Origin of the sequence: Calothrix sp. PCC 6303 (assembly GCF_000317435.1) — a bacterium.
Taxonomy (GTDB): Bacteria; Cyanobacteriota; Cyanobacteriia; order Cyanobacteriales; family Nostocaceae; genus PCC-6303.
Genome location: NC_019751.1, coordinates 5,926,476 through 5,944,327, shown reverse-complemented (window position 1 = coordinate 5,944,327; position 17,852 = coordinate 5,926,476). Strand labels below are relative to the sequence as shown.

Genomic DNA, 17,852 nt, shown 5'->3' with positions numbered 1-17,852 from the left:
ACATAGAATACATTTCTGCAAGTTGTCGCACACCGTTCAATTAACTACCTGGAAAAAATATTTACTGTTGAATATATAAGTTCCTACCTAGCTTACTAGTATACTTCCAAAATCAATTGGGTGCGACTCTTTTAGTAGTACAAGGTATGGTATAAGAGTAATAGGAGACAAGTCAACCAGAGTAATGTTTCAGTGCAAAAATGAAACAGATGCATCCTTGCTTGTCAAAAGATAAAAACGGGAATAAGTACGGACGTATGCAAGCATCTAGATCAAATCCAGGGATGTTTTGGGAAGAAGCACGAGAACTATTTGAAGAAATAGTTGGTTGGCTGGACTCAGATAGTATTTGTGGGTTGGAGCATGGAGAAATAGAAAGTAAGTTGCTTGATAATGGATATGAACTACTTAGAAGGCTGTTACAAGGATACTTTGATAAGCGTAGCCAAGACGAAACGGATTCTGAGTGGGTAGGAAAAGACCAAGCCAAGCGAACGCACAAGAAAAAATTGTCAAGGAAATTAACAACAATATTTGGCACAGTAATCGCAAACCGAATCGGTTACGGAGGTAGAAAGATAAACACCCTATTTCCATTAGATGCAGAGCTAAACCTACCAGCAGAACAATATTCTCACGGATTAAGACAACGAGTAGCAGTGGAAGTAGCTCGTTCAGGATTTAGGGAAACAGTGGATATTATCGAAAAAACAACAGCAGCCAAAATTGGTAAACGGCAAGCAGAAGAACTAGCGTACCAGAGCGCTGTCGATTTTGATGATTTCTACACATATCAACAGGCAGAAGCGGTACAAGTTGAGGAAATAGGAGAAATTGTTGTAATCAGTGCAGATGGGAAAGGTGTGATTGTGAGCCACTCGACACGGGCTGTGCCCAGTGTCGAAGTGGCGGTGCGTACAGAGGATTTACGTCCCCAAACCCAAAAACGAGCGCAAGCTTCCAGCAAGAAGTTAGATAAGCGTTTAACCAAAGGAGAAAAAGCCAATGCCAAACGAATGGCAACGGTAGCTTCAGTTTACACAATCAACCCGTTTGTTCGTACAGTTGAGCAAATAGTTAACCCATCCGATGAGGATAAGAAAATAAAGCGTCCTAAACCTATTGGAAAAAGGGTTTGGGCTTCTGTTGCCAAGGAACCAGAAGTCGTCATTAAAGAGGCTTTCGATGAGGCATTGCATCGTGATCCAGATCGGCAAAAACGCTTTTGTGCCTTGGTCGATGGTAATAAGCAACAATTATCGTTGATGAAGAAATTTACCAAAAAACATCACCTCGAACTGACTATTGTCCTGGATATTATCCATGTGATTGAGTATTTGTGGAAAGCAGCATTTGTATTTTATTCCAGTACGGATAAACAAGCCGAAGCCTGGGTTACGAAACGTTTGAAGTCTATCCTTGAGGGGAAATCCAGTGATGTTGCTTCTGGGATGCGAACAAGCGCGACAAAACGTAAACTCACACCCCAAGAACGCAAACCTGTGGATAACTGTGCCAGATATTTGCTCAACAACCGCGAATATCTCAAATACCATGATTATTTAAAAGCTGGGTTGCCAATTGCTACCGGAGTTATCGAAGGTGCTTGCCGTCATCTGATTAAAGATCGGATGGATATTACTGGTGCCAGATGGAGTCTAGCTGGTGCCGAGGCTGTTTTACGGCTTCGTTCTTTGTATATTAGCGGGGATTGGCATAAGTATTGGCGCTTCCATTTACACCAAGAGCATAAACGCAATCATCTTGCTCTGTATCAAGGTGCAATTCCCTTGATGAAGCGAGTTGCTAAAGCCCGTTGCCCTATTACCCCTTCACCCCTTCCAATACCTGTCTAAACTACATTTCCTGTCTTACTAAAAGAGCCGCACCCAAATCAATTCATGCAGTTACAAGTAGGTGGGTAGGAGAAATTATCGTTGTGGGGAGTGGGTAGTGTTAAGGATTTGAGCTAAGTTTATATTCTGTTACATAGCGGAAACCTAAGAAGTTCTGTTTATTTGTAACCATCTACTTAGCTGTAGCCATTTTTGTTAGGAGATTTATCTATTCCCTGTTCGCTTTTAGACCAATCTTTTAGACCAATATTTATGTTCTAACCGAGATGTCCACTGCTATACTTACCAGATCTCGCATCTGGGAAACCAAAACACCTTGACTTGAGCCGCCTTGTTTTGGAACTGTTTAGAATGTCGATGCATTTATGCCGCACACAGAGATGTCAAAGCGACCCTCTACCCAGAATATTTTGTCAGGGAAGTTTTTGCTCTAAGTTTGTCACAGATTTGTCATATTTTTGAACTATAGTACTCAATAGTAGCAACACTCCAAATCATTAAAACAAATCAGATATTTAACTCAATATTTAAATATTGTAATAATTCTTATCTTAATCCTATAGGACTACTATTTGATTTGTTTCAATTGATTTAAAATTCCCTTCTTTAGTTCAAAAACTCACATATTGATTTTCCACACATATAAATTAGCAAAGGAGCAAGACCAAACAAGTTTGATCCGTGTAATCAGACTTTTATTAATCACGCAAGTCCTATAATCTGGGTGAAAAACATTCACAAGAATATAGGCGACTCAGGCTAGCAGAAGATACAACTCTCAGATGAATAATGTCAAGGTAATTGATTGGAAGTCAAAACACGAGTTCAAGCTTGCGCGTATTGGAGAAGGTAACTGGATTAAATGGTTAGTCAATTATGGTTATGACATTATTGATCAAGTAGACTTAGGGCAAACGGAAATTAACTTGTATAAATCTGAAACCCTGGGATTATATGCAATCTACTGTCCGTACTTTATTAATTTAGACACAGAACGTCTTTTCATCGATATACCGACAGAAGAGGAAGCACGATTATTTATTGCTGCGATCAAAAAAATGTTAGAGCCTATGCTTTAATAATACAGCAAATATGAAGTTATTTGGGCTGAGTTTATGTTAGCTCGTAAAAACCTTACGCACCGTACTCAGTTGCTATTAGTCAAAAATAGTTCTAATTTAGTACAAGGGAACTATTTATAAGTTGGAATGTCTGATTTAATTTTATTTTGGCATCGTCGTGATCTCCGTATTGCTGATAATACAGGATTAGCAACAGCACGCGATCGCACTCACCGAGTAATCGGTTTATTTTGTTTAGATCCGAATATTCTCAATCCTGATCATGTTGCTCCAGTGCGGGTGACATACATGATTGGTTGTTTGCAAGCTTTGCAGCAACGCTATGCTGAAGTTGGTAGCCAATTATTAATTGTGCAAGGTGAACCAACCCAAGTAATTCCAACCCTAGCCACAGCTTTGGGTGCAAAAGCAGTATTTTGGAATTGGGATGTGGAACCTTATTCTCAAAAACGAGACCATACGGTAATTGATGCCCTCAAAGAACAGGGAATTGATTACTTAGCACCTAATTGGGATCAACTTCTACATACCCCCGATGAAATCCGCACAGGCAGTAATTCGACATACACAGTTTATAGTCCATTTTGGAAGAATTGGTATAGTAAACCAAAAGCAGAGCCCGTAGCAACTTTAGCAAATGTGGCAGGATTAACATCTGCCCAGATGGAGATTGCCCGAAAAAATGGTGTAATTGAGTTACCAAGCGCGAAGGATTTAGGCTTTGTTTGGGATGGAGATTTAATTATCGCCCCAGGGGAAGCTACAGCCCAATCACGCTTAGAAGAATTTTGTTACCGAGCGATAAATAATTATCAAGAGGATCGTAATTTCCCCGCCATTGACGGTACTTCCCAACTCAGTGCAGCCTTAAAATTTGGTGTAATTGGTATCCGCCACGTTTGGCAAGCAACTTTATCAGCAATTGAAAATAGTCGTAGTGATGAAGCCAGAGATAGTATCCGCACATATCAACAAGAATTAGCATGGCGGGAATTCTATCAACATGTGATGTATCATTTTCCCGAATTAGCAGATGGTCCCTACCGTGATGCCTTTAAAGGATTTCCTTGGGAAACTAACGATCAGCATTATCAAGCTTGGTGTGAGGGGAAAACAGGATATCCAATAGTCGATGCAGCAATGCGACAATTAAATGAAATTGGATGGATGCATAACCGTTGTCGGATGATTGTAGCAAGTTTTTTAACCAAGGACTTACTATTAGATCCACGTTTAGGGGAAAAATACTTTATGCAAAAGCTGATTGATGGGGATTTGTCGGCAAATAACGGTGGTTGGCAGTGGAGTGCATCTAGCGGGATGGATCCAAAACCCATACGCATATTTAATCCCGCAAGTCAAGCACAAAAATTTGATCGTGATGGTGACTATATCAGACAATGGGTTCCAGAGTTACGCTCTGTGGATACAGGGGAGTTACTAACTGGTAATATTACACCCTTAGAACGTCGTGCTTTAGGTTATCCATCTGCAATTGTCGATCACAAAATTCAGCAAAAGTTATTCAAGGAAAGGTATCAGCAACAAAAAGCTTAATTATTTGGGAGCCTATTTATAAAGTAATAAGCTGCAATGCATCTATTTTGCGTATAAGGCGCGGGCAGGACTTCGGCGTGAGTTGCTCAGTCCTTACCTCCGGTACACTTCGTTCCGACAGGCTCAGGAACCATCGAACGCTGCCCACACTACAATCATTTTGTGTTTTTGACTTATATAATCTAGCTGCCATCAACTTACCGATTACAAAAAAATCATTGCAACACATAAACAACCTGTAGGGGTTCCACGCAAGGGGAAATAGCTCATGAATTCCCCCTGCCTCTTCGAGCATTTGAAGACTTCGACTCATATTGCTCAAAATTTCTACGGCTACTAATTAAAGTTTCTGCGAATTTTTTTCTGCAAATTTGTGCCTTGAGTCCACATTTTCCTTCCACAAAATGTTACCCTTGTTCCTAAAAAAGCTTGTTACCACCAAATAATAATTTTGTAAATACCCCTATTATATATTTTTAGTATTTTCTAGATATTGAGAAAGTGCAATAAATTCAATATTTTGGATAATGCGGAACAAATGAGATTTTTACATGGAAAATTATCTTTTAATCTATCTGTTACTAAGTATAGTTACTTTTTTCTTCGTTATTCTAATAGGATTACCAATTTTATTTTTTTTTATTGAGTGTATTGCTGCACTATTAAAAAATACTGATCACATAAACTACAACAATTTAACCAGACCATCAGTTGCAGTCATAATTCCAGCCTACAATGAAGCATCTTGCATTGATACTACATTGTTAAGACTAAAGCACGAGTTAGTCCCAACAGATAAAGTAATTGTTGTGGCTGATAACTGTAGTGATGAGACAGCTGCGATCGCACGGCAGTACAAAGTCACTGTTTTAGAGCGTTTTGATGCTACATACAGAGGCAAAGGATACGCACTAGATTGGGGTTTACAGCACCTCAAAGCAAATCCACCGGAAGTAGTTGTTTTCCTTGATGCAGACTGTCAAGTGCATCATGACACCATCACCCATTTAGCACAGATAGCGATCGCTAAAAATCGACCAATTCAAGCGACAAATCTGCTCAAAACGGCAGAACACTCCACACCACGGGATGCAATTTCCAGCTTGGCATTTATTATGAAGAATTTAGTTCGTCAGCGAGGACTTCACAATCTAGGTTTACCTGCAACCCTCACGGGGACAGGAATGGCTTTCCCATGGGCAATAATTGATCAAGTTAGCTTTGCCAGTGGCAACATTGTGGAAGATAAGCAACTCGGCTTAGATTTAGCGGTGGCTGGATATAGTCCCGTTTATTGTGAACAAGCATTAGTCACAGGTTATTTTCCCCAACATCAGCAAGCAGGAAATACCCAACGTACCCGATGGGTTCATGGACATCTACAAACATTACTAACCCAAGTTCCTGCTATGTTACTTGCTGCTTGGCGACAAAAACGCCTTGACTTATTGGCAATTGGTTTAGATATGGCTATTCCACCGCTATCTTTGCTTGTATCTCTTTGGCTAATGGAGGTAGTGATCAGCTTGATGATATTCCCTATCTCTTCTATCCCTGCTGGAATCGCAAGTATTCAAGGTCTAATGCTATTTACTGCAATCTTTGGGGCTTGGAATAAATTTGCTAAAAATGATTTCCCTGCAAGAATATTTTTAGAAATACCAATTTACATCCTTTGGAATCTAAGTATTTATTGGTCATTTTTAATTAAACCTCAAAGAACCTGGATTCGGACTCAACGAGATATTGAAATCAGTTAACAATGATTTTTCCCACCCACCTACTTATCATCTTTTTATTGATTTTTGTCGCAGTTAGTATTTATCTTTTCCAGAAACTAGCTGCCACATCCAAATATCAAATCATGGGTGAATACTTTAATCAGGTTGAAACCAATGATTCTGTGGTTGCATTAACCTATGATGACGGACCAAATCCAGAGTATACAGTTAAGCTAATTAATTTGTTGGATAATTTAGGAGTGAAGGCGACATTTTTCGCCATCGGCAAAGAAATCCAAGCACATCCCCAAGTTATCAAACAATTAGTTGCTAGTGGACATGAAGTTGGAAACCATTCCTACTCACATCAGAAAATGATTTGGAAAACCCCCAAATTCCTACTTAAAGAAATCAATAAAACTGATGAATTGTTGAGGGAATTAGGGGTTAAAAACGAAATTCTCTTTCGCGCTCCTTTTGGATTTAAGCGTTTAACTTTACCTTATATTCTCAAGCAACAAAAAAAGAAGAATATTTTGTGGAGTTTAGATCCTAAAGATTATCAGGAGTCTGACCCAGAAATTATCGCCAATCGAATTTTAGAAAATATCAAGCCAGGAACGATAATATTACTGCATGATGGTGGAGGCGATCGCACTGCGACAATAAACGCTACTAGAATTGTCATCAATCGGCTGCAAGCTGAGGGTTATCGGTTTCTCACAGTTTCTCAATTGCTGCAAACTCAGGTTTCTGTAACGAGTCAAAAAATGGTTTAAAAGTCCGTAAGTTAACTCAAACTGGTATTTTTTGAGTTGCACAAAACTAAAACAATAGCTTGAGCTAATTGGTGAGGATCAATAGGTTTGGCAATGTGCCGTTGAAACCCGGCTGCTAGGGCTTGTTGTTGGTCTGTTTCTCTAGCATAGGAGGTGAGGGCAATGGCTGGAACTTTTCCACCTTGTTGGGGTGCCAAAGCGCGGATACGTCTGATCAGGGTATAACCATCCATATCTGGCATTCCAATATCACTGACTAATACATCGGGTTGAAAGGAGGATTCTAAGGTACTCAAAACATCTTGGGCAGAGGTGAGTGCTGTCACCTCGGCTCCATACTGCATCAATAAAACCGTCAGTAATTCACGAGAATCTTGATCGTCATCCACTGTCAAAATTTTGATTCCAGTTAGATCTGGTTCTTGTTCTAACAATTCATCAATTTGTTGACTATCATCTTTCAGTAAGGGTAATCGAACAGTAAAAGTGGCACCTTGTCCTTCACCTAGACTTGCAGCGCTGATAGTGCCACCGTGAAGTTCCACCAAGCTATACACAATAGCTAACCCCAGCCCTAAACCACCATGTTTGCGGGTGACAGAGAAGTCTTCTTGACGAAACGCCTCAAATATGTGGGGTATAAAGTCAGGGTTAATGCCTTTACCAGTATCTGTGAAGGTGAGTTGTGCGTGATCATCTACATTTTGTAAGCGAATATCAATGCGTCCACCTGAAGGTGTAAATTTAATAGCATTGGAAATTAAGTTCCAGATAACTTGTTGAAGTCGAGTTGCATCACCTAATACTTGACCAATTGGGGGTACTCTTGCCTCAATTAAAATTGACTTAGCGGTGGCTGCCGTACTAACGGTATCTAGTGCAGCTTCAATGATTAATTTTAAATTGACTGGAGCTACATTCAAGTTAAGTTTGCCGCGCAAAATCTTGGCGATATCCAGGAGATCGTCAATTAGTTCTGTTTGTAATTTGGCGTTACGTTCAATTGTTGCCAGTGCTTTTGCAGTTTGATCTGCGTCAAACTGGCGCGTTTGTAGGAGTTTTGTCCAGCCCAGAATTGGGTTGAGGGGCGATCGCAGTTCGTGGGATAGTACTGCTAGAAACTCATCTTTGACGCGGTTAGCACGTTCTGCCTCTGTACGGGCAGCTTGTTCTAATTGAAGAATGCGATCGCGTTCGATTTCAGATCGTTTTCGTTCTGTAATATCTCGAAAGACAACTATTCCGCCTTTAATATCGTCACTTCCATCACTTAAAGGGTAGCCATTAGCACTGATCCACCGTCCTTCTAATTCCTGCTGATTGCAGATAAACACCTCTACATCTGTAACTGTTTCGCCTTGTAAAGCTTTTATTAGGGGGAATTCGTCTTGAGGAAATAGGGTTTTTTGGTCAGGTAAAAACAGTCCATAGGTGCTTGCCCATTCATTAGGTGGTATCTCATTTAAAAGTGAACCAAATATGCTGTGTGCAGCCTCATTAAAAATTGTCAATTCCCCTTGTTGGTTGGCAGCAATTAAACCATCACCAATGCTGCTTAAAATAACTTGTAATAATTTAGTTTGCTCTTGCAAAGAGGCTTGTGCTTGTTTCTGCTCGGTCATATCCCTAGAAACCGATAAAAGTTGTATCACCTGTCCGGCTGAATCGCGGATAGGTGAAACCACAACATCCCACCATTTGGGTGTCCCTTTCGCAGTGGGACAAAAGCCTTGAAATTTAGCAGTTTCTCCTCTCTTTGCCTGAGTGATGGCGGCTGTTGCTGCTTGTCGGTATTCGTCTTGCCAAAAACACAGCCACTCGGTATTGAGGAAGGGAGTCAGATCATCGATCTCTAAGAGGCACATCCCACCTGCGTTAACGTATAACAGTCGTCCCTCCATATCAAGTACTTTGATGCAGTCACTACTGCTTTCTAATACTCGGTTCTTAAACTCTTCACTTTTTTGTAAAGCTTCTTGGGCTAGTTTCCGATCCGTGATATCGATGCCGGAAGGAATAAGATACTCGACTCGTCCTGTATCATCGAATAAAGGTGCTAGGAAAAAATCGATGACGATGAATTTTCCTTCACCCAAGCGCACCTCTACGTCATAGCGAACTATTTCTCCGGCTGCCGCTTGTTGAATCGCCAGCGCTAGTTGGGCTTGAATTTCTGGACTGTAAGACCACCAATAGGTGTCGGGAAAGGGTTTACCCAATACATCACTGGGAGATAGTGCAGCGGCTTCTAATGCCGTTCGATTGGCTTCAACCAGTACACCATCTGGGGTCATCACGCCAACAAAACTAAACAAGTTATTTAGGATTCGCCGAACTTGGTATTCACTTTGGCGAATTTCCGCTTCTGATCTTTTACGATCGGTGATATCCAGGTTAATACCTGTCATCCGTGTCGGTTGTCCAGTTGAATTATAAAATACTTTTCCCTGGCTTAGTTTCCAACGAATGCTATCATCTGGGTAGATCATGCGAAATTCCATGTCGTAATCTACACCAGTTGTGATGGCAGCATTGATTGCATCTAGGACGCGATCGCGGTCTTCCGGAAACAGTCGAGAAAACCACAGATCGTAGGAAACTAGCTCCAACAGCATTGTTTCACTGCCAGACCATTGAATTTCATTTGTCAGAATATTCCAGTCCCAAGTTACCATTTGGGAAGCTTCTAGCGCCAAACGTAGTTTTTCCTCTTTGTCTCGCAACACTTCTTCAGCGCGTTGCCGTTCGGCTAATTCTCTCTGTGCTTGTTGATAAAGCTCTGCTTGACGGATAGCAACACTTACTTGGGTTGCTAACTGCTGGAGTAAATCAGTTTCTAAGGGTTGCCATTGGCGAGGAGCGTTACATTGGTGGGCAATTAGCAGTCCCCAAAATTGGTCTTCGTGGAGAATCGGCACCACTAGATTTGCTCTAACTTGAAATTGATCTAGCAGTTCCAGATGACAAGGATCGATGCTGCCATCGTAAGTATCTGTGGTAGTGGTGACAAGTCCCTGACGATATTGTTCTATATAGCTTTCAACCAGGCAGGGGTCATAGATTTTTGTTGTTAGGATCGAACACCACTCTGCCCCAACAGATTCTGCCATTACCGTCCCGCTGCCATCTGATTCTAGATGAAAAACGAGGACGCGATCGCTTTGGAGAAAATTACGTACTTCTTGTACAGTAGTGTTGAGAACATCATCCAGTTCTAGTGATTTGTAAACTTTTTGAGAAATCTCAGCAATTACACGCTCCCGCTCAATCCGCTGTTGCAGTTGATTTTGTAATCCCACTGAATTTATAGTAGCGTTAACTGCTAAACGCAATTTCTCCGGGGTAATTTTTCCTTTAACCAAGTAATCTTGAGCACCTGCTTTAATTGCTTGAACTGCGATCGCTTCATTTCCTTCCCCCGTCACCATAATTACTGAGAGAAGCGATTTTTGTCCTTGAGCTTGCAGAGCGCTGAGAAATTCCAGACCGTCCATATCAGGCAATCGATAGTCTAGCAACACCGCATCTGGTTGGTACTGTCGCCACTGAGCTAGCCCTTCCTGTCCCAAGGTTGCAACTACCACAGTGTAGTTATACTCTTGAATTCTCAGTAAATAGCGGCGATACATTTCGCAGTCTTCAGGGTTGTCATCTACAACCAAAACAGTGCGCTGAATTCGATCCATCACTGGTTTTTCTCCGAAACATCGGTAGGGAGGACTGTTGTATCAAACCAATAATCTATCAAGGTTTGAATGTTACGTTTTAATCTAGCAGCATCCATTGGTTTGACGATATAGCTATTCACCCCTTGTTTGTAGCAGGCTTGAATATCTTTGGGGCTGTTTGATGTAGTGAAAATAACTACAGGAATTAATTTTAAATCCTCATCTTGTTTGATTTGTTGCAATACTTCTCGCCCATCCATCCCTGGTAGGTTGAGATCCAGTACAATCAGTCCTGGTCGGGGAGCATTCTGGTAATCAGTGTAATTACCAGTGTGATAAAGAAAAGCCAAAGCGTCATCACCATTAACGCAACGGTAGACAGGAATAGTCAAGGGGTATTTGTCGAGGTAGCGTTGCAATGCTTCAAAATCTTCATTGCTATCTTCAACCACTAACAAAAGCGGGGGTCTCTTAACAGAAATGACGGAGAATTGAGTCATACTTCGATTTTTGCCGCCAAGGTGAAGTAAAATGTACTACCCTCGCCCGGTGTTGATTCTATCCAAATTTTACCACCATGTCGCTGGACAATTTTTTGAACTATTGTTAACCCTGCTCCTGTACCACCACCATACTCATCTCGTGCATGGAGACGTTTGAAGATTTGGAATACTCGCTCTAAATTTTGTTCGGCAATTCCAATGCCGTTATCACGGACATAAAAGCTATAGAAAATAGGGTTGTCAGGCTGGTTGCTTACCGATTCGCAAAAACCAATTTCCACCCATTTGTCCGATTTATCGTTGTACTTGATAGCGTTGGTAAGGAGGTTGGTAAACAACTCGTTGACTTGAGTGCGATCGCATAAAATGATCGGCAGGGATTGGGGCAAGCGGAACTCAACTGTGCTTTCAGGCTGGCTGATTCTCAAGGTATCGATTGCCTGTTGTAGTAGATGGTTTAAGTTTGTTGGTTGACGAGAAAGTTCGGCACGTCCCAAACGAGAATAGTGCAACAGTGAGTTAATCAAATCCTCCATCCGTTGAGTCAGGCGTACTAATGTATTAAGTTTAGCAACTCCGCTGCCATCCAACACATCAGCATAATCTTCCATCAAAAAATGAGAATAGTTGTGAATTCCCCGCAGTGGTTCCTTCAAATCATGGGAAGCAATATAAGCAAAGGAATCCAGTTCAATATTGCTACGTTCCAACTCCAAATTGATTTTTGCTAGTTCGTCTGTTTGGGCAAGAACAATTTCCACAATTAGGCTTCGTAACTCAGAAACAGTTTCTATTTCGCAAGGTTTCCAGGGCAATGCACAACCTTGTACAGTTTCTTGCCATTTTTCAAAGGATTTACGTGGGGATAGCCGTACTTCTCCATCAATAGTGACTTCTACAGGTTTATTGGGATTACCACCCCAATTAACAGTTTGGATGACTTCGGGACGAAACCAGAAAATATAATTTTGGTTGACTTTAGATATTTCCAACGCCAATAAACCGCTACCAACTGTTTGAAAAGACGCTGCTGCTGGGTAAATTTGAGAAAGGAAACTTGTGTGAAACAAATTATACTCAATCTTAGTTTTTACCCAATCCCGCAGGGCAGATAATTCTGCTTCTTGGGGTGTTTTACCGATGCAGATAATTTGCTCTTTAGTGAAAATTGCTGCTCCTGATGCGCTGGCTAAATCCAGCAAATTCCTATCTATTTGAACTAATCCATCCAAAAAGTTTTTTGACTGGGAGAGCAGTGTCACAAACTTGCCTTGCAGTAACTTCAATCCCATTTTGTAGTCTAAATCTTCACGAACTTCTTTATTTGCCAGTTCAATGGACATCACCTGTCCCACAAACTCACACATAGTTCGCACATTATAGGGGACATATCTGGGAGTGCAGTGATGACAAGCAATCAGTCCCCATAAATTTCCGTTTTGGATTAAGGAAATTGACATGGAGGCTCTCACCTTCATATTATTCAGGTATTCCAGATGCAGAGGTGATACACTCCTTAGCACCGATAAACTTAAATCTAGTGGTTGCTCAGAATTATTCTGTGATACTAAACCTACAGGTTGATAGTCAGAATCTGGAATTAAACGTAACCAGTTCCGGGTATAAAGCTGTTTGGCTTGTTTAGGAATATCGGTTGCAGGGTAACGTAAATCTAGATAAGCAATCAACTGCTCTAACTTATCTTCCGCAATCACCTGTCCACATCCCTCTGCATCAAATTGGTAAACCATAACACGGTCAAACCCTGTAATTATCCGCACCTCTTTCACCACAGCTTGGCACATTTCTAACAAGCCGGGAGCCTTTTGAATCTTGCTAATTGTACCCCTGACCCGCTGATAAAACTCAACAAAATCTGCCTTCTGATCCGTATGCTTGGGTTCCAATTCTAAAATCACCATTCCATCCTGACGATGAATAATCCCATCAAAGGAAATTAACTTGGTTTCACATTGAATCGAAATATCCAAAGGATTTACATGCTCAAAGTCTTCACTCAAGTATTGTCGAATAGCGTTAATTTGTTCCGGGACGAGCAAATCTGATAAAGTTTGCCCCAAAATATCTTGAGGATGATTACCCAGTAACTCAAACGTATTATTGCTAACTTGAACTATTTCCAGATCCAATTCCTGCAAAACCAATAGCACACCATGGGGTTGAATTAACCCTGGAACGTGAATTGGTTCTCTATCGCAATTAGTTAAATCAAGATTCTGATCGGTGGAATGCATAATTATGTGGAGGTAGGGAGCAGGAGTACCCTGTTAAGGGCTAATTAATAATTTTGATTTGACGTTGTTCAATACTTTTCGTGAAGCCGAGAAACCCAGTTTATCAAGGGCTAAATACAAAGATTTTCCGTATTCTATCTGAATAAACCGGGTTTCGATCGTTAGTCGCTATCCTGGGTAAATCTGATTAAAGTCAACAGCGTGTCCTCTACCCCTTACTTCCCTGCCTCTTCTTTGGCTGCATGGGAAGATTTCCGCACCTAATTTATTTTGCTCAACTAGTAAATTGGCTTTAGGATCTAATTAGCAAACTGAATTATGGAAAATAACAATTTCCTTAAATTTGCTTGACAATTGTAAAGTGTTTACCCCCAAAAATCTTAAAACTATGGAATTGACAACAGACAACGTTGAACAAGTATTAGATGAAATGCGCCCATACTTAATGTCAGATGGTGGTAACGTTGAGCTTGTGGAACTGGATGGTCCTATTGTGAAGCTGCGTTTACAGGGTGCTTGTGGAACTTGCCCAAGTTCTGCGATGACTTTGAGAATGGGTATTGAAAGACGTTTACGGGAAATGATTCCCGAAATTGCCGAAGTAGAACAAGTCGTGTAAAAGTGGGGAGATGGGAGTTGCGCTTTTATTATTACTCAAACTGATTGCTAACTCCCTTTTGGGTAAATGACCAGTAACTAACTGGCTAACCAACTCTCAACTCCCTCACTAATACTTTATGTCTCATCCTCTTTACATTGCATTTATCTGGCATCAACACCAACCACTTTATAAATTACCAAACGTCAGGGGTAGCCAAAATTACCGTTTGCCTTGGGTGCGGTTGCATGGAACCAAAGATTATTTAGATTTAGTTTTATTGCTGGAAAAATATCCTCAGTTGCACCAGACGGTGAATTTGGTACCTTCATTAATTTTGCAGATTGAAGATTATATTGCTGGCAAAGCAATGGATCCTTACTTAGAAGCAAGTTTGACACCAACTGAGAAATTAACTTTAGAACAGCGTGAGTTTATTGTTCATCATTTTTTTGATGCGAATCATCACACTTTGATTGATCCCCATCCCCGTTACGCTCAGTTGTACAATCAGCGTCAGGAAAATGGTGAAAGCTGGTGTTTAGCCAATTGGCAACTCGAAGATTATAGTGATTTGTTGGCTTGGCATAATTTAGCTTGGATTGATCCGTTGTTTTGGGATGATCCGGAAATCGCCTCATGGTTGCAACGGGGCAAAGATTTTGATTTACGCGATCGCGTAAACATATACTCGAAGCAAAGGGAAATCCTCAGCCGAATTATTCCCCAACACCGCAAAATGCAAGAAGCAGGACAATTGGAGGTGACAACTACACCCTACACTCACCCCATCTTGCCTTTGCTTGCTGATACCAACTCTGGCAGAGTTGCTGTATCTAATATGGCTTTACCCCAAGCTAGGTTTCAGTGGTCAGAAGATATTCCCCGACACTTACAAAAATCCTGGGATTTATATATAGATAGATTTGGAGCAAGCCCCAAGGGATTATGGCCCTCTGAACAATCTGTAAGTCCGGAGATATTACCCCACATAATTAAACAAGGGTTTAAGTGGATTTGCTCAGATGAAGCTGTTTTGGGGTGGACACTGAAACACTTCTTTCACCGGGATGGAGCAGGTAATGTTCTCGAACCCCAATTATTATATCGACCCTATCGCTTACAAACTCCTGAAGGTGACGTAGCCATCGTCTTCCGCGATCACCGTCTTTCTGACCTGATTGGCTTTACCTACGGTTCCATGGCACCCAAAAAAGCCGCTGCTGATCTCGTGGGACATCTCCAAGCGATCGCACGAATGCAGCGTCAACAGCAACCGGAACAACCCTGGTTAGTCACCATTGCCCTGGATGGGGAAAACTGTTGGGAATTCTATCAACAAGATGGTAAACCCTTCCTTGAAGCCCTATATCAAAGCCTCAGCAATGAACCACACCTGAAATTAGTCACCGTCTCCGAATTCCTGGAAAAACACCCCGCAACCGCCACAATTAAAAGTGATAATTTACACAGTGGTTCCTGGGTTGATGGTAGCTTCACAACCTGGATTGGCGACCCTGTAAAAAATCGTGCTTGGGACTACCTCACCGCTGCCCGTCAAACCCTCGCTAATCACCCGGAAGCCACCGAAGAAACCAACCCAGAAGCTTGGGAAGCTTTATACGCAGCCGAAGGTTCAGATTGGTTTTGGTGGTTTGGGGAGGGACATTCTTCTAACCAAGATGCCATTTTTGACCAACTATTCCGCGAACATCTCTGCGGTATTTACCAGGCACTCAAAGAACCAATTCCCCCATATTTATACCAACCCTTAGAAAGTCACGAAGCTAAAAGTGACAGCCGTCCCACCAGTTTTATTCATCCCATTGTCGATGGCAAAGGTGATGAGCAAGATTGGGATAAAGCTGGACGCATCGAAATTGGTGGTTCTAGGGGAACCATGCATAATAGTAGCCCGATTCAACGGCTTTGGTACGGGGTTGATCACTTGAATTTTTACCTGCGATTGGATTTTAAAAGCGGTATTAAACCAGGACATGATTTACCAACAGAATTAAATTTACTGTGGTATTACCCCGGACACACAATGCACAATAGTCCAATTCCTCTGGAAAAATTACCCAACACCGAACCCCTAAATTACCTTTTCCATCACCACTTGGAAATTAATTTGCTTACACAATCGGTGAATTTTTGGGAAGCTACCGATAACTTGCAATGGTGCTCTCGTACCAGTCGCGCTCAAGTTGCCATAGATAAATGTTTAGAATTGGCAGTACCTTGGGCTGATTTACAAATACCACCCGATTTTGCACTGCAACTAGTGATGGTATTGGCAGAGGAAGGAAGTTATCAGGACTATCTACCACAAAATTCACTGATTCCTATTGAGGTTCCCTAGAAAACGTAAGTGTCTTTAGATACCTGACTGGTTCAAAGTCGGGTATCCAAAACTCTAATTTCCTCTATCTATGTATCCTTACTTGGCTTTCATACATCCTTAATTATTCGCTTCCGGATACTTTTAGAAAACGTTAGAATCTTGCAAAGATACAGTAATGCTACTAGCCGTTGTGTCAGTTTGTGGCTACATTGAAGACATCTAGATGAACTAGTTATTTGCTCTTCAGCAACCCCATTGCCCTCATGAATTGTTTCTCTAAGAATGTGTCCAATTTTCATGATGATATTTTGCTCGAAACCCAACTAGGTCAGCTTTGCGGATCTAAGTTACTATTTCGGAATCGCTACGAAATTTTACGAATTTTAGGTAGAGGTGGTTTTGGTGTCACATTTCTTGCTAAAAATGTGACTTTGCCCGGTGAACCTGTATGTGTGATTAAACAGCTTTGCCCGAAAGTGACAAATCCCAAAAGTTGGGGACGTGCAAGGGAACGCTTTGAAAAAGAAGCAAAAACTCTAGGTGAACTTGGTACCCATTCCCAGGTTCCCATGCTTCTGGATTACTTTGAAATGAATAACGAGTTTTATTTAGTTCAAGAATATGTCCGGGGTTCCACTATAGCGCGGGATGTTAGACGTTCTGGAGCGAAAAATGAAGCGGCAGTCAAGCAGTTTCTGCGAGATATACTCCCAGTGTTACAGTATATTCACAAACATCGAGTTATTCACCGCGATATTAAACCTCACAACTTGCTCAGGTGTGACGATGATGGGAGATTAGTCCTAATTGATTTTGGTGCGGTTAAGGAAGAATTAGTACGTACCGTACAAAAAAGCGAAACCAGAAGCGCTAGCACCAATTTTGTCGGAACAATGGGTTTTGCACCACCCGAACAGTTTTCTTTGCGTCCTGTTTATGCTAGTGATATCTATGCGGTGGGTGTGACATCTTTGTTTTTACTCACTGGGAAAGCACCTTTAGAGTTTGATTATGACGGTGATACTGGGGAAATATGTTGGCAGAAGCATGTGGAAGTTAGTCCTCACTTTGCACAGGTTTTGAGCAAAATGATGAAAATTTCTTTAGAGGAACGTTATAAAACCGCTGAAGAGGTAATGTGGGATTTGGGAATGGAATCCTATTTACCAACCTTGTCTAACTGTATGACTAATCAACGTTTTAGTCCCAATAGTGAGGGTAGTATTGAGGAGATGCGAGAGGGCTATATTGCCCCTGTTTCCCGGAGTGCGATCGCTATTCGTGAATGGCGGAATAAATTAAAACAGCATCAGTCAAAAGTGAAGCGTCATTTTCCCCAGGTTAGCAACTAAATTCGTGGAAAAATGTAGAAATAGTTACATTTTGCATAGTAAATTTCAAGTACATGATTTACAAACATGATTTAGCAGGCGTAGTTTAGTAGTCAACAGCAAAAACCTTTTACAGATATTTTACAGGGTGCTAGTAC

General features: G+C 41.3%; 11 protein-coding genes. 8 read left to right on the top strand and 3 right to left on the bottom strand.

Annotated features, from left to right (window positions below; genetic code table 11):
* Positions 1-200: 200 nt before the first annotated feature.
* From CAL6303_RS24065 to CAL6303_RS24040, 5 genes are all read left to right on the top strand, one after another.
* Positions 201-1,856, top strand: a complete 1,656-nt coding sequence (locus CAL6303_RS24065) for an ISKra4-like element ISCasp2 family transposase (protein WP_015196346.1) — start codon at positions 201-203, stop codon at positions 1,854-1,856.
* A 782-nt stretch (positions 1,857-2,638) separates the two neighbouring features.
* Positions 2,639-2,935: a hypothetical protein gene (locus CAL6303_RS24060; protein ID WP_015200443.1), complete on the top strand. Its 297-nt coding sequence runs from the start codon at positions 2,639-2,641 to the stop codon at positions 2,933-2,935.
* Positions 2,936-3,064: 129 nt separating this feature from the next.
* Positions 3,065-4,495: an FAD-binding domain-containing protein gene (locus tag CAL6303_RS24055; protein ID WP_015200442.1), complete on the top strand. Its 1,431-nt coding sequence runs from the start codon at positions 3,065-3,067 to the stop codon at positions 4,493-4,495.
* 551 nt (positions 4,496-5,046) lie between these two features.
* The gene (locus CAL6303_RS24045) at positions 5,047-6,255 is read left to right on the top strand and encodes a glycosyltransferase family 2 protein (RefSeq protein ID WP_015200441.1); all 1,209 of its coding nucleotides are present in this window, start codon (positions 5,047-5,049) and stop codon (positions 6,253-6,255) included.
* A 2-nt stretch (positions 6,256-6,257) separates the two neighbouring features.
* On the top strand, positions 6,258-6,995 hold the full coding sequence (locus CAL6303_RS24040; RefSeq protein WP_015200440.1) for a polysaccharide deacetylase family protein: 738 nt from the start codon (positions 6,258-6,260) through the stop codon (positions 6,993-6,995).
* Positions 6,996-7,006: 11 nt separating this feature from the next.
* Here CAL6303_RS24040 and CAL6303_RS24035 read toward each other — a convergent pair whose 3' ends face one another.
* The 3 genes from CAL6303_RS24035 to CAL6303_RS24025 are packed head-to-tail and all read right to left on the bottom strand — an operon-like array spanning position 7,007 to position 13,421.
* Positions 7,007-10,681: a response regulator gene (locus CAL6303_RS24035; RefSeq protein WP_015200439.1), complete on the bottom strand. Its 3,675-nt coding sequence runs from the start codon at positions 10,679-10,681 to the stop codon at positions 7,007-7,009.
* Positions 10,681-11,163 carry a response regulator gene (locus CAL6303_RS24030; protein WP_015200438.1) on the bottom strand — a complete coding sequence of 161 codons (483 nt, stop codon included), beginning with the start codon at positions 11,161-11,163 and terminating at the stop codon, positions 10,681-10,683. Before CAL6303_RS24030 ends, CAL6303_RS24035 begins: the two co-directional genes overlap by 1 nt.
* Complete coding sequence (locus tag CAL6303_RS24025; RefSeq protein ID WP_015200437.1) at positions 11,160-13,421, bottom strand: ATP-binding protein; 2,262 nt, start codon at positions 13,419-13,421, stop codon at positions 11,160-11,162. Before CAL6303_RS24025 ends, CAL6303_RS24030 begins: the two co-directional genes overlap by 4 nt.
* A gap of 388 nt (positions 13,422-13,809) precedes the next feature.
* Between CAL6303_RS24025 and CAL6303_RS24020 the strand changes: the two genes are divergently transcribed.
* The 3 genes from CAL6303_RS24020 to CAL6303_RS24010 all read left to right on the top strand — a co-directional run bounded on the left by CAL6303_RS24020 (position 13,810) and on the right by CAL6303_RS24010 (position 17,715).
* A complete protein-coding gene (locus CAL6303_RS24020) occupies positions 13,810-14,040 on the top strand; it encodes a NifU family protein (RefSeq protein ID WP_041739928.1) in 231 nt (76 codons plus the stop codon).
* Positions 14,041-14,158: 118 nt separating this feature from the next.
* Positions 14,159-16,381 (top strand): glycoside hydrolase, encoded by a 2,223-nt coding sequence (locus tag CAL6303_RS24015; RefSeq protein ID WP_015200435.1) that lies wholly within the window; start codon positions 14,159-14,161, stop codon positions 16,379-16,381.
* A 245-nt stretch (positions 16,382-16,626) separates the two neighbouring features.
* The gene (locus CAL6303_RS24010) at positions 16,627-17,715 is read left to right on the top strand and encodes a serine/threonine-protein kinase (RefSeq protein WP_015200434.1); all 1,089 of its coding nucleotides are present in this window, start codon (positions 16,627-16,629) and stop codon (positions 17,713-17,715) included.
* Positions 17,716-17,852: the final 137 nt, after the last annotated feature.